We start from the raw sequence: 12,525 nt of genomic DNA on the forward strand, positions 1-12,525 counted from the left end.
CCCCTCCCCCCCCAGAAAGGCACTGATCACGATGGACACACGCTTCGTCGAGACGCTCACGCCGTTCCTGCCGTTCCTCCACGGCGAGACCATCACCGAGGACACCCCCCTGCGCACCTACGGGCTGGACTCCATGCAGGCCATCGAGCTGATGTTCGCGCTGGAGGACGGCCTCGGCGTCTCCCTGCCCGACGAGGCCCTGGTCGAGGAGACCTTCGCCACGGCCGGCAACCTGTGGCGGGCCGTGCAGGCCGCGCGGGACACCGGCGCGGTCACGGCGGAGTCGGTGTGAGCGCCCCCGCACCGGCCGCGCGCGTGCCGGACGTCCCCGCGTCCGGACTGTCCGCGTCGCTGCGCGCCGAGGTCGACCAGGTGTCCGCCCTGGCCGTCCGGCACGCCGCGCACTGCGACGAACGGGCCGAGTTCCCCCTGGCCGTGCTCGACGCCCTGCGGCCCCGGCTGCTCGGGCTGCTGGTGCCCACCCGGCACGGGGGCCCCGGCGGCACCGTCGACGACCTGATCGACGTCACCATGGAGCTGGGTCGCGCCGACATGTCCACGGCCATGGTGTTCGCCATGCACTGCCAGCAGGTCGCCGCGGTCGCCGGGCACGCCGGCCCGCGTCTGGCCGCGGAGCTGCTGCCGGAGATCGCCGCCGGGCGGATGTACCTCGCCTCGGTCACCACCGAGGCCGACAAGGGCGGCCACCTGCTCTCGGCGCGGGCCGAACTCGGCGCGCGGGACGGACGGCTGGAGATCGACCGGTTCGCCCCCGTGGTGACCGGCGGGATGCACGCCGACGGCTACCTCATCACCATGCGCAGCCCGCGGGCCCGCTCCGACGGCGAGGTCTCCCTCGTCTTCGCCCGCCGCGACCAGCTGGAGGTGGAGCAGCGCGGCACCTGGAACCCCCTGGGCATGCGCGCCAGTCACAGCACCGCGCTCCAGCTGACCGGCCGGGTCCCCGAGGACCAGGTGGTCGGGGAGCACGGTGCCTTCCGGCGGATCGCGATGAACACCTTCGGCCCGCTGGCCCACCTGGGCTGGTCGGCGGCGTGGCTGGGCACCGCGAGCGGCGCCCTGTCGCGCGTGGTGTCGGTGCTGCGCGGCGGCCCCGGCCGCCGCCGCTCCGACCTCTCCTCCGAGCTGCTGCTCACCCGGCTCTCCACGGCGCGGCAGCGCCTGGACACGGTGCACGCGATGCTGCGGCACACCGCCGGCGTGGTCCGCCGGGCCGTGGAGGAGGACGCGGACCTGTCGCACCCCCGGCACCAGCTGCTGGTCAACGCCCTGAAGCTGACCGCCTCCGAGCAGTGCCACCGGGCGGTCGACGACCTGGTGACCGCGCTCGGCATGCGGCACGGCTACCTCAAGGACTCCCCCACCGGCCTCGAACGCGCCCTGCGCGACCTGCGGTCGGCCGCGCTGAACTACAGCAACGACCGCCTCCACCTGGCCGACGGCCGGCTCGTCCTGCTCGACCAGGAGGTGCGCTGTGTCTGAGGCGCCCGGCGTCCTGCCGCCCGGCCGGGACGCCCGGGAGGTGCTGACGGGGCTGGCCCGCGCGGGCGTGCTCGACCGGCTGTACCCCGCCGGTCCCGCCGGGGAGATCGACGCGGGGCTGCTGCGGGGCCTGCTGGGCGCCGCCGACGCGCGGGGTCCGCAGGGGCTCGTGCTGTCGCTGCTCGTCCAGCTGGCCACGGCGCTGCCGCTGCTGGCGCAGACCGCGTCGTCGCCGGTGGCGGAGAAGGTGCTGGGCGCGGCGTGCGAAGGGCGGTCCCTGCTGGCGCTGGCGGCCACCGACGAGCAGGCCGGCTCGGACCTCGCCGGCCTGGCCACCCGTGCGGACCTGACGGCGGCGGACGGCGACGGCGGCACGGTCGTCGTGGACGGGGTGAAGCGCTGGGTGACCTCGGCCACCACCGCCGACCACGCCCTGGTCCTCGCCCGGCACCGTCCCGGCCGTCACTTCACCAGCTTCACCTGGCTGCTCGTCCCGCTCGACGCCCCGGGCGTGACGGTGCGCCCGGCCGGCACCCCGCTGTTCGCCGGGTCCGGCGTCGGCCACGTCACCTTCTCCGGGTGCCGGCTGGACCGCGGCCACCTGCTGGGGCGGCCCGGCCGCGGGCTGCCCCTGTTCGCCCGGAACATCGCCGTCGAACGGCTCGCCTCGGCCGCCTGGGGCACCGAACTGTGCCGCCGCGTGCTCGCGGACACCGCCACCCGGCTCGCCGGGCGCACCCTCGACGGCACCCCGCTCGACCGCCACCCGGCCGTACGGCAACGGCTCGCGGAGTGCGCCGTGCGGGTCAGCGCGCTGGACGCCCTGTGGACGGCCTCGTGCGACCGGATCACCGGCGAGCGGGACGCCACCACGGCCGCGGTCCTCAAGGCGGCGTCCGGTGCCACGGTGGACCACGTCCTGTCGGCCTGCGCACAGCTGTGGGGCGCGGACGGGTTCTCCGCCGACGGCATCCAGCAACTGCGCGCCGAGGCAGCTCTGTTCGGCATCGGCGGGGGTGCGACCGAGGTGGTCCTGGACACCGTGGCCGACCGGCTGGTCCCGCTGCTGGAAGGGCTGGCCGCATGAACGGCACCGCGGTGCGCCACGTCCTCCCGCGGAGCGTACGGCACCGGAGCCGGCTGCTCACCGAGGCGGCGCCCGGGGTGTGGGTGGCGCTCGCCGACGGCTGCCCGCCCCGGGGCCGCCTCACCGAACGGGACCTGGCCGACGCCGCCACGCTGCCCCCGCGCCGCGCCGCCGAACGGCTCGCGGCCCGGCGGGTGCTGCGCGGGCTGCTCGCCGCCCGCTTCCCCGAGGCCCGGGACGCCGAGGTGGTCTACTCGGCGCACGGCCGCCCCGCCCTCGCCGGCCGGCCGGAGATCGGCATCAGCGTCAGTCACGACGGTGACGCCGTCGCCGCCTGCGCGGCCGTGGGCCACGCGGTCGGGCTGGACGTGCAGCACCCGCCGCCGACCGTGGCGGACGCCCTGCTGCGCCGCTGCGCACACCGGCGCGCGGACGCGCTGGCCCGGCTCCCGCAGGGGCTGCGCGCCCGGGAGTTCACCTGGCTGTGGACCGTGCAGGAGGCCTGTGTGAAGGCGGCGGGCACCGGCCTGGCCGGCCGGCCCTGGGCCATCGACGTCCCGCTGCCCGCCACACGGGGCACCTGGGGCCCCTACCACTGGATCAGCCTCCGCGGCCGGACGTCCGTCCCGCTGAGCATCGCCTACACCGCCCTGCCGGACCCGACCCGCGTACCGGAGACCCCATGACCACCGAAGCCGCAGCACCGGAGCTGAGCTGCTACACGGCCGCGCTGCTGCCCTATCTGGAGCCCGAACGCCCGGCGGTGCACGCCGAGTTCGCCGCCGCGATACGCCTGGCCGTGCGCACCGACCCTCCCGAGGGGGGCACGGCCTTCTCCCACCACGCCCGGATCGACGTCGACGCACACGGCACCGGCCTCGTCCACCGCTCCGCCGCCGGCTGGGAGGCGGCGCGGGAGGCGCTGTCCCGGGAGGCCGGCCTCCGCGGACGGGTGATCGCCGTGGGCAACACCCGGCACCTGCCCTGGTCCCCGGCGTACGGCGGGACGCAGACCCCGCACTGGCTGCTCGTCGAGGCCCTGAGCGACGGCCGCTGGGCGGTGTGCGACCCGTTCCAGGCGCTGACGCCGCACGGTGTCCACACCCCCTGGTCGGGCACCCTGAGCGACGCCGAACTGCGCACCGCCCTGACGCCGCCGACCGCCCTGACCCCGCAGGCCGCCAACCGGGACCGCTACGCGCTGGGCGAGGAGAGCGACCCGGCCGACGCCCGGGAGTACCGGTGGCTGGAACGCGCCGGCACCGTGCGGCGACCGGCCGGCGAGGGCCACTGGGTGCACGGCGCCGACGCGCTGCGCCACGTCGCCGAGCGGGTGTGCCACGACCCGTCGGCCCTGGCCGCGCACGCCGACGACCTGTGGACGGCGGCCCGCCACCAGCGGTACCGGCTCGCCGCGCTGGGCGCCGGGACACCGCGGGCCGCGGAACGGGCGGCGGCCGCCTGGGCGGAACTGCCGCGCGCGGCCCGCTTCGTGACGGCCTCCGCCGCACGCGGCCGGCCCCGCCCGGCCGTGATCGAGCGGGCGTTCACGGAACTCCTCGACGCCCTGCGGGACCTGGAGACGACGGCCACCTCGTGGACGGAGGACCTGAGCCATGGACGCTGAGCACGTCATGAACACCCCGGCGGGGCTGTACGGCCGGTTCGCGGCGACCGCGCGCCGCCACCCGGACGCGGTCGCCCTGGAGGTCGGGGGCGAGTCGTACACCTACCGGCGGCTGGAGTCGCTGGCCGGCCGGCTGGCCCGGCTGCTCCTCGACGCGCGCGGCGGCGCGGTGCCCCGGCGCGTGGGGCTGCTGGCCTCCCGCACCGTCACGGCGTACGCGGGCTACCTCGCGGTGCAGCGCCTGGGCGCCGTCGTCGTCCCGCTCAACCCGGCCTTCCCGGTGGCGCGCACCGCGGACGTCGCCGCACGGGCCGGCCTGGACCTGGTCCTGGCGCAGCCCGACCGGGCCGGGGCGGCGCTGCCGGTGCCGGTGATCACCCCGCCCGCCGCCGGCGGACCGGACACCGCGGCGGACCACCCGGCCCCGCCGGCCCGCCCGGTGGACCCGGACGACGTGTGCTACGTGCTGTTCACCTCCGGCTCCACCGGCGCCCCCAAGGGCGTTCCGGTGCAGCACCGCAGCGTCGAGGCCTACCTCGACCACGTCGTCCCGCGCTACGGCCTGGGCGTGGGGTCGCGGCTGAGCCAGACCTTCGACCTCACCTTCGACCTGTCCGTCTTCGACCTGTTCGGGGCGTGGGCGTCCGGCGGCACCGTCGTGGTGCCCGGCCCCAACGATCTGCTCGCCCCGGCCCGGTTCGTGGCCCGGGAAAACATCACCCACTGGTTCTCCGTGCCGTCCGTCGTCTCGCTCGCCGCCCGGCTGCGGCAGCTCGGCCCGAACTCCATGCCGGGGCTGCGCTGGAGCCTGTTCTGCGGCGAGCCGCTCACCCCCGCCCAGGCGGCGGCCTGGCAGGCGGCGGCACCGGCGTCCGTGCTGGAGAACCTGTACGGTCCGACGGAACTCACCCTGAGCTGCGCGCAGTTCCGGCTGGACGGCGCGGACGGCGCGGCGCGGACGGGATCGGCGGTGCCGATCGGCACGGTGTACCCGGGTCTCGACCACCTGGTGCTCGACGAGGACGGACACCCGGCCGCCGAGGGCGAGTTGTGCGTCCGCGGCGTCCAGCGGTTCCCCGGCTACCTCGACCCGGAGGACAACCGTGGCCGCTTCGTGCGGTACGCGGACGGCACGGCCACCGTCGTGACGGACACGGCTCCCCCGGAGCCCGGCCTGTACTACCGCACCGGTGACCGGGTGCGCGTGACCGAGGAGGGACTGGCCTATCTGGGCCGTCTCGACCAGCAGGTCAAGGTCCAGGGCTACCGGGTCGAACTCGGCGAGGTCGAGGCGGCGTTGCGCGCCGCGCCCGGGGTGCGGGACGCCGTCGTCCTGGCGGTGCCGGACACGGGCGGCCGGACCGGTCTGGCCGCCGCCTGCACCGGCGACGCCGTCGACCCGTCCGGGGTGCTGGCCGCACTGCGGTCGCGGCTGCCCGCGTACATGGTCCCCGCCTCGCTCACGGTCCTGGACACCCTGCCGCTGAACGCCAACGGCAAGACCGACCGCGCGGCCCTGCGGCATGTCCTGCGGGCGCCCGGCACCGCGCACGGCGCCCCGCGTCCGGACGCCCGGCCGGCGGAAGGAGGCAACCGATGACGCGCCCCGCGGGAGGCCCGCCGAGACCCCGTCCGGACGGCCGCTCCCCGGTGGCCGCCCGCCGGTAGGAACCCCGACCCCCGTCCAGGAGGACGCCCCCGATGCCCCGCCCGTCAGCGAGCCGCCCGACGCCCCGTCCAGGCGGCTGTTCCCCGACGCCCCGCCCGCAGGCCGGCCGCCCGCCGCTCCCCCCGGAAGGAAGTCGCCGATGACCCCGCTCACCGCGGAGGCCTCTGCCGCGAGCCCCGTGCCCGAGAGGGCCGGCACGGTCGCGCCCGCCGAGTTCCGGGAGGCGATGACCCGTTTCGCCACCTGCGTGACGGTGATCACCGCCCAGGCGGGGTCCCGTCCGGTGGGCTGCACCGCCACCGCGGTGTTCTCGCTCACCGACCGCCCGCCGACGCTGGTGATGTCGCTCGCGTCGGGCAGCGGCACGCTGCGCGCCGTCCGGGAGGCGGGGGCCTTCGCCGTCAACGTGCTGTCGTGGCGGCAGCGCCCCCTCGTCGACCGGTTCGCGCGGCTGCCCGCCGGACGGCGGTTCGAGCAGGTCCCCTACGACACGGTCCACGGTGCTCCGCTGCTGGAGGGGGCCGTGGCCGGTGTGGTGTGCCGGGTGTCGGACTGTGTGCCCCTGGACGACCACGTCCTGGTCTCCGGCCGGGTCGTGCACGCCCGCGCGGACGAGGACGCCACGCCCCTGGTGCACTTCGCCCGCCGGCCCTCGCCCCTGGAGTTCCCGGTATGACCGCGACGCCCGCCGCCCCCGGCGCGACAGCGCCCCCGCACCGGGTGAGCCGGCGCAACACCTGGCTGCTGACGGTCTTCACCGCCGTCACCAACCTCGCCGACGGCGTGACGAAGCTGGTCATCCCGCTGATGGCCGCCCGCGTCACCGACTCGCCCCTGGCGGTCTCCGCCGTCGCCCTGTCCCTGACCCTGCCGTGGCTGCTGACCTCGCTGCACGTCGGCGTCCTCGTCGACCGCTTCGACCGGCGGCTGCTGCTGTGGCTCGCGGACGGGGCGCGGGCCCTGGCGGTGCTCGTCCTGATGGCCGCGGCGTCCGGGGGCGGCGCGGGCGTCGCCCTGTTGTTCGCCTGCGGCCTGGTGCTCGGCGTCGCCGAGGTGGTGGCGCTCACCGCCGCGGCGTCCCTGGTGCCGGCCGCCGTGACGGGCCCCGGCCGGGAGCGGGCCAACGCGTGGATGGCGGGCGCGGAGACCGTCTGCAACCAGTTCGCCGGGCCCCTGGTCGGCGCGGCGCTGCTGGCCGCGGGCACGGCGGCGGCGCTCGGCACGACGGCCGTCACCTATGTGCTGGGCACGCTGGTCCTGCTCCCGCTCGTCCCCCTCGCGGGCCGGTTCCGGGCCGAGGCCGGCCGGGGCGGCACGGTGCGCTCGGTGCACGGCGACATCCGGGCGGGTCTCGCCTTCCTGTGGGGCAACCGGGTGCTGCGGACCATGGCGCTCACGCTGACCGTGATGTGCGCCTGCTGGGGTGCCTGGATGGCGTTGATCCCGCTGGCCGCCACCCGTTCCATGGGCGCCGACGACGGCCGGTACGGGGTGCTGATGAGCGCCCTGGGCCTGGGCGGCGTGGTCGGCGCGGTGACCGTCGGCCTCGTCAACCGGCTGCTGGGCCGCAAGGGGGCGATGTTCGCCGACCTGCTCGGCACCCTGGTCCTGGTCGCCACGCCGTGGCTGACGTCGTCGCTGGTGCTCAACACGGTGGCGGCCTTCCTGGGCGGCATGGGCGGCGTCCTGTGGTCGGTCAACTCCCGGACCATCGGGCAGTCGCTGGTGCCCGACGCGCTCCTGGGCCGGTACACCGCCGCGCTGCGCATGTTCAGCTGGGGCGCGCTGCCGCTGGGCTCGGCCCTGGCGGGCGCGCTCGCCCAGGCGGCCGGCCTGTCCGCCGCCTTCGCGGTGTTCGCGGTGGCGGCGGCCGTCATCATCGTCCCGTTCCTGCGGTGGATGCCCGCCGGGGCACTGACCGCGGAACCGACACCCGAAGCGAAGGACTGACCATGAGTGTGCACACCGACGCAGAACCCGGCCGGGGCCTGTGGCTGCGCCGCTACGTCCCCGCCCCGGCACCGCTGCCGGCGACCCTCGTCTGCCTGCCGCACGCGGGCGGGGCGCCGACGTTCTTCCGCCCGTGGGCGGAGCGGCTGGCCGGTTCCCTCGACGTCGTCCCGGTGTGCTACCCGGGGCGCCAGGACCGCTTCGCCGAGCCGTGCGTCACGCGCATGCAGGTGCTGGCCGAGGAGGTCGCCGCCGCACTGCTGCCGCTGACGGACCGGCCGCTGGCCCTGTTCGGGCACAGCATGGGGGCGGCCCTGGGCTACGAGGTGGCGCGGCTGCTGCGCCGGGCGCACGGCAGGGACGTCGCCCACCTCTTCGTGTCGGGCATGGTGCCGCCGCACCTGGTGCCGCCGGGGCGCCGCCACCTGGACGGGGACGAGGCGCTGGTCGCCGACGTCCTGGAACAGGGCGGCACGGACGCGGCGATGCTGGCCGACGAGGAGTTCCGCGCCTTCCTCCTGCCGGCCATCCGCGGGGACTACCGGCTGATGGAGACCTACACGTTCACCGGCGCCGAGCGCGCCCTGAACACCCCGATCACCGTCTACTACGGACGGCAGGACAAGGACGTCTCCGCCGAGGCGGCCGGTGAGTGGGCGCGGCACACCACCGGGCCGACCGAGGTCCTCGACTTCCCCGGCGGGCACTTCTACCTCCAGGACGTGCTGGACACGCTGGTGGCGGACGTGGAGCGGCGGGTCCTCGCGTCGGTGTGACGGACCCGGGCGCGGGCCCCGGCCGGCCGCGTTCAGCCCGCGCTGAGCAGGCGCGAGCCGAGCGGGGACGAGAGCCGGCCGACCGGGCCGGGGCCGGGCGCGGTGAGTTCGGGGCTCTCCGCGAGGACGGCCGCGTGCAGTTCGCGGAGCCGGGGCGACGGCTCGATGCCGATCTGCGTCACCAGGCGGTCGCGCAGCCCGCGGTACGCCTCCAGGCACTGGGCCACCCGGCCGGACCGGTAGAGGGCGATCATGTACTGGGCGTGCAGGTTCTCGTGGGTGGGGAAGTACACCGTCAGACTGCGCAGTTCGGGCAGCAGTTCGTGGTGCAGGCCGAGGCGCAGCTCCGCCTCCACGCACTTCTCCAGCAGGGTGACGCGCCGCTCCTCCAAGGCGGTGACGTGGGCCTGGATGCGCGGACCCGCCGGGGTGTCCCCGAGCACCGGGCCGCGCCACAGGCTCAGGGCGTCGCGCAGCGCGAACGACAGCTTGCGGTCGTCACGGACCAGTTCCGCCTGCCGGGCGACGCGCAGCCGGTGCTCCAGGTCGTGCAGGTCCAGGCCGCTCTCCCCGAGCCGGAGCGCGTAACCGCCGGGCTCGGTGACCAGGATCCGCTTGGCGGCGCGCAGCGAGCCCGCCGACGGCACGGCCGCGAGGGCCTGGCGCAGGTGCAGCACCCGGGTGTGCAGGCTCTGCACGGCGGTGGGCGGCATCTCCTCGGGCCACAGTTCCTCCCGGCAGGTGTCCTGCGGCACGGGCTGGCCGCCGTGGAGCAGGAGCAGCGCGAGGAGACTGCGGGTTTTCGGCGCCGTGGGCAGGGCCCGGAGGTCGCCGCCGTCGCGCAGCGTGAGCGGTCCAAGGACGGTGAACTTCATACGACCCACCTTTCGTGACGACAGAGATCGTCCTCGGCGGACGGGCCGGAGGGAAGTCACGGATTCGCGGTCCCCGCGCGGGGCGGGCCGGGCCCGCGGTCACCAGGAGGCGGCGTGCAGCGAGATCACCTGGAGGAGGCACGGGGCGTGCACCCCGCCGAGGGCGTAGGTCAGTCCGCCGGGCACGTAGAGCGCCTCGCCGACCCGCAGACGCAGGTTCAGGTCCCGGGGGGAGGCGGCGGGGTCCGCGCCACGCGGTTCCAGTTCCACCCGGCAGTCGCACCCGCCCTGCACGGGCAGCAGCACCAGATCGGTGGCGGCCCTGTTGTCCGGGCGTTCCTCGCCGGCCAGCAGCAGGACGAGCGACCTGCGCACCTCGCAGCCCAGCAGCCGGCCCAGTTCCTCGGCCACTCCCCCGGGGCAGCCGGGCGGCATCGGCGGCGTGGTGGCCGTCGCGGTCCCGGCGATCACTTGCGCGAAGTCGGCCAGGGAGGGCTCGGCCGCGAGGGCCTCCAGACCGTCCGGCCAGACGAGGGCCGGGCCGCGGTCGCGGTGGACCGACAGGCACAGCGCCAGATCCCGTGCGAACACGTCCAGGGCAGTTCTGCTGACGACCGGAGCCGATTCCATGTCCACGTCCTGCTTCCCCCATTGTCGCGCCTCTCCGACGGCGAGCGGTACGACCACGACGAAGCCCTCCTGGAAGCAAGCCGACGACGTTGCGGCGGGGTGGCCTTCGGACGGGCCACCGGTGGACCGGGGCGTGCTCACGTCGTCGCCCGGGGGCGTACGGCGCGTCCGGGGAAGGAGGATCTGCTCATCCCCTCCGGCACGTGGCCGCAGCCGTGTGCGGGCCCTGGCTCCGGCACGTCGGTGTGGCGTGCTCGAGACTCTGCAAGCTGAGGGCGCGTCGCGGTAGTCCCGGGCTTACGGTACCCAGATGAGGGGCGGGCGGCGAGACCGGTACGCGTATGTCCTCAGCTGTTCTCCGAGCCGGGCTCCACGAAGTCGACGAGACCGCTGCGGGCGGCCAGGAAACCCGCCTGGAACCGGCTCTCCGCCCCGAGTGTCTCCATGATGTCCGCGATGTGCTTGCGCGCCGTGCGCAGCGACATGCCCGTGCGGCGGGCGATGGTCTCGTCCTTGAGCCCCGCGGCGAGGAGCCGCACGATGGTCCGGTCGACGTCCTTGGCGACGGCTTCGAGTCCGTCGACGGCGGCGTCGGAGAACGGCTCGGCGAGGGACCACGTCTGTTCGAAGATCTCGCTCAGGTAGTGCACCAGGGACGGCTCGCGCACCACCACGGCGCCCTCGGAGTCGCCGTGTTCGGGCACGAAGGCGATCTTGCGGTCGAAGACGATGAGTCGGCCGAACAGCTGGTGGGCGGTGCGGTACTCGGCACCGAGCGCCGACAGCGTGGCGACGTACGCCTGGCTCGGGCCGTTGAAGCGTGCGGTGTGGTGGTAGAGGGTGCGCATGCGCACGCCGCGGGCGAGTAAGGCGGAGTCCCGGCCGAGTGCCTCCTGGAGGACCGCGGGGTCCCGTCGGCCGCCGGGCTGGCTGGTCAGCATCTCCTCGGCGCACTCGGCGGAGGCACGGTTGAGGGCGGCCCGCACCTCCTCCACGCGCGGCACGATCTCCACGTCGGCGGAGGCGTGGCTGAGGCTGTCCATGTAGTGTCCGCGCAGATCGGAGAACTGCTCGCGGATGCGGTGCAGTTCGGCCTGCTGGGTGCGGATCGCGGCTTCCAGGCGGCCGGTGACGACGACGCCGACCAGGTCCGGGTCGACCGGTCGCAGCCGGGTGGGGTCCTCCGCGTCCGCCTTGAGCAGTCCCATGCCGGTGAGGGACAGCAGGGCGGCGTCTATCTCCTCGCGGTCCAGGCCCAGTTCACGCGCGGCGCGGTCCGGTTCGAGGCGCTGGTTGCGGGCTATCCAGCGGTAAAGGGTCGCTTCCCGTTCACTCGGTCGCATCGGCGGGTCGATTGAGTGGTTTTCGTCCAGTATGGGCACTTCTGATCCCTCTTCGTCTTGCTGCCGGACAACTTGGTGAGCACCGTCATCGGTGGTCATGGACCCGCTCACACAACACACTTGAAGTCCCGGAGATCAGCGGAACGACCCCGCCGACTCCCTGATACCGCGCTAGGAGTGCCTCGATGAAACCGGTTCGTCCCCACCTCGCCATCGCCGCCCCACTGGCTGCGGTCCTCGCAGTCGGGCTCTTCGGAGTGCACGCCTCCTGCGCACCGGCGGACTCCCCGGCCCTCACGACGGCGGCCTCGGCCGCCCCGACCGACGGGGACAGCGGGTGGGGCCGCTCGGCGACCGCCACGGCAGCGGTCACGGCCGACGACGACAACGACAGCGGCTGGGGCTGATCCGGCGCGGGGCCCTCGGCCGGCCTCCGCGCCCGCGGCACCGCCGTGCCGCCGCGGACGCGCCGAGCACGCGCTGTTCGTACTCGAGCCGTGCCTCACGCGAGTCAGTGCGCACCCCCGCTTGTCCTCCACAAGACATCCACACCTTAACCCGGGTCGGAAGCTTGCCGGTTGATTCAGCCGTCCCGCGCCCGCACCGGCGCGCACCATCGCGCCGCGCAGCCTCGTCCCCCCACGAAAGGCTCCCCGTGAGTCCCATCGCCGTCGAGGTCCTGGACACCCTCAGCGACCGCGAACGCCAAGTATTGTCCTACCTGGCCCAGGGATACACCTACATCTCCATCGCCCGGAGGCTCAATCTGAGCCCGCACACCGTGGACACGTACCTGCGCAGGATCCGCGGGAAGACGGGAGCCAGCAACCGGGCGCACCTGATGATCCTCGCCCTCGAGGTCTCCCGCAGAGCGGGCCTCGACCTGCTGCAGAGGTGAGACGGCGGCGGTGGGCCCGCACCCGGTCACCGGGGTCCGCACCCGCCTCCGCACGGGTGCCGCGCGGGGCCCGGCCGGCCGGGGACGGCCGTCACCTGCGGGGCTGACGCCGGACGGCCCCGCGGATCGGTCGGGGCGAGGACCGCGTCATGACCGGACGGCGGCGA

14 protein-coding genes are annotated in these 12,525 nt (G+C 75.3%); 11 read left to right on the forward strand and 3 right to left on the reverse strand.

Annotation, left to right across the window (positions count from 1 at the left end; all coding sequences use genetic code 11):
* Positions 1-31 precede the first annotated feature (31 nt).
* The 9 genes from GL259_RS03665 (at position 32) to GL259_RS03705 (ending at position 8,612) form a co-directional block, all read left to right on the forward strand.
* A complete protein-coding gene (locus GL259_RS03665; protein WP_159529118.1) occupies positions 32-292 on the forward strand; it encodes an acyl carrier protein in 261 nt (86 codons plus the stop codon).
* Positions 289-1,503 carry an acyl-CoA dehydrogenase family protein gene (locus GL259_RS03670; protein WP_243762237.1) on the forward strand — a complete coding sequence of 405 codons (1,215 nt, stop codon included), beginning with the start codon at positions 289-291 and terminating at the stop codon, positions 1,501-1,503. Before GL259_RS03665 ends, GL259_RS03670 begins: the two co-directional genes overlap by 4 nt.
* A complete protein-coding gene (locus tag GL259_RS03675; RefSeq protein ID WP_208026422.1) occupies positions 1,496-2,590 on the forward strand; it encodes an acyl-CoA dehydrogenase in 1,095 nt (364 codons plus the stop codon). The genes GL259_RS03670 and GL259_RS03675 overlap by 8 nt, the downstream gene beginning before the upstream one ends.
* Positions 2,587-3,276, forward strand: a complete 690-nt coding sequence (locus tag GL259_RS03680; protein ID WP_159529120.1) for a 4'-phosphopantetheinyl transferase superfamily protein — start codon at positions 2,587-2,589, stop codon at positions 3,274-3,276. Before GL259_RS03675 ends, GL259_RS03680 begins: the two co-directional genes overlap by 4 nt.
* Entirely contained in the window at positions 3,273-4,217 is a 945-nt protein-coding gene (locus GL259_RS03685; protein ID WP_159529122.1) for a hypothetical protein, read from the forward strand. The genes GL259_RS03680 and GL259_RS03685 overlap by 4 nt, the downstream gene beginning before the upstream one ends.
* Positions 4,207-5,817 (forward strand): amino acid adenylation domain-containing protein, encoded by a 1,611-nt coding sequence (locus GL259_RS03690; RefSeq protein ID WP_243762238.1) that lies wholly within the window; start codon positions 4,207-4,209, stop codon positions 5,815-5,817. Before GL259_RS03685 ends, GL259_RS03690 begins: the two co-directional genes overlap by 11 nt.
* Positions 5,818-6,025: 208 nt before the next feature.
* Positions 6,026-6,562: a flavin reductase family protein gene (locus GL259_RS03695; RefSeq protein WP_159529124.1), complete on the forward strand. Its 537-nt coding sequence runs from the start codon at positions 6,026-6,028 to the stop codon at positions 6,560-6,562.
* Positions 6,559-7,836 (forward strand): MFS transporter, encoded by a 1,278-nt coding sequence (locus GL259_RS03700; RefSeq protein ID WP_159529126.1) that lies wholly within the window; start codon positions 6,559-6,561, stop codon positions 7,834-7,836. Before GL259_RS03695 ends, GL259_RS03700 begins: the two co-directional genes overlap by 4 nt.
* Before the next feature lie 2 nt (positions 7,837-7,838).
* Positions 7,839-8,612, forward strand: a complete 774-nt coding sequence (locus GL259_RS03705; protein WP_159529128.1) for an alpha/beta fold hydrolase — start codon at positions 7,839-7,841, stop codon at positions 8,610-8,612.
* Between the two features lie 32 nt (positions 8,613-8,644).
* Here GL259_RS03705 and GL259_RS03710 read toward each other — a convergent pair whose 3' ends face one another.
* The 3 genes from GL259_RS03710 to GL259_RS03720 form a co-directional block, all read right to left on the reverse strand.
* Positions 8,645-9,487 carry an AfsR/SARP family transcriptional regulator gene (locus tag GL259_RS03710; RefSeq protein ID WP_159529130.1) on the reverse strand — a complete coding sequence of 281 codons (843 nt, stop codon included), beginning with the start codon at positions 9,485-9,487 and terminating at the stop codon, positions 8,645-8,647.
* Between the two features lie 99 nt (positions 9,488-9,586).
* Entirely contained in the window at positions 9,587-10,174 is a 588-nt protein-coding gene (locus GL259_RS03715; protein ID WP_159529132.1) for a hypothetical protein, read from the reverse strand.
* A 290-nt stretch (positions 10,175-10,464) separates the two neighbouring features.
* Positions 10,465-11,460 (reverse strand): helix-turn-helix transcriptional regulator, encoded by a 996-nt coding sequence (locus GL259_RS03720; RefSeq protein ID WP_208026423.1) that lies wholly within the window; start codon positions 11,458-11,460, stop codon positions 10,465-10,467.
* 185 nt (positions 11,461-11,645) lie between these two features.
* Here GL259_RS03720 and GL259_RS03725 point away from each other — a divergent pair, with 185 nt between their 5' ends.
* Positions 11,646-11,867: a hypothetical protein gene (locus tag GL259_RS03725; RefSeq protein ID WP_159529136.1), complete on the forward strand. Its 222-nt coding sequence runs from the start codon at positions 11,646-11,648 to the stop codon at positions 11,865-11,867.
* Between the two features lie 248 nt (positions 11,868-12,115).
* The gene (locus tag GL259_RS03730; RefSeq protein WP_159529138.1) at positions 12,116-12,358 is read left to right on the forward strand and encodes a helix-turn-helix transcriptional regulator; all 243 of its coding nucleotides are present in this window, start codon (positions 12,116-12,118) and stop codon (positions 12,356-12,358) included.
* Positions 12,359-12,525 lie beyond the last annotated feature (167 nt).

It is taken from the genome of Streptomyces sp. Tu 3180, assembly GCF_009852415.1.
Classification (GTDB): Bacteria; Actinomycetota; Actinomycetes; order Streptomycetales; family Streptomycetaceae; genus Streptomyces.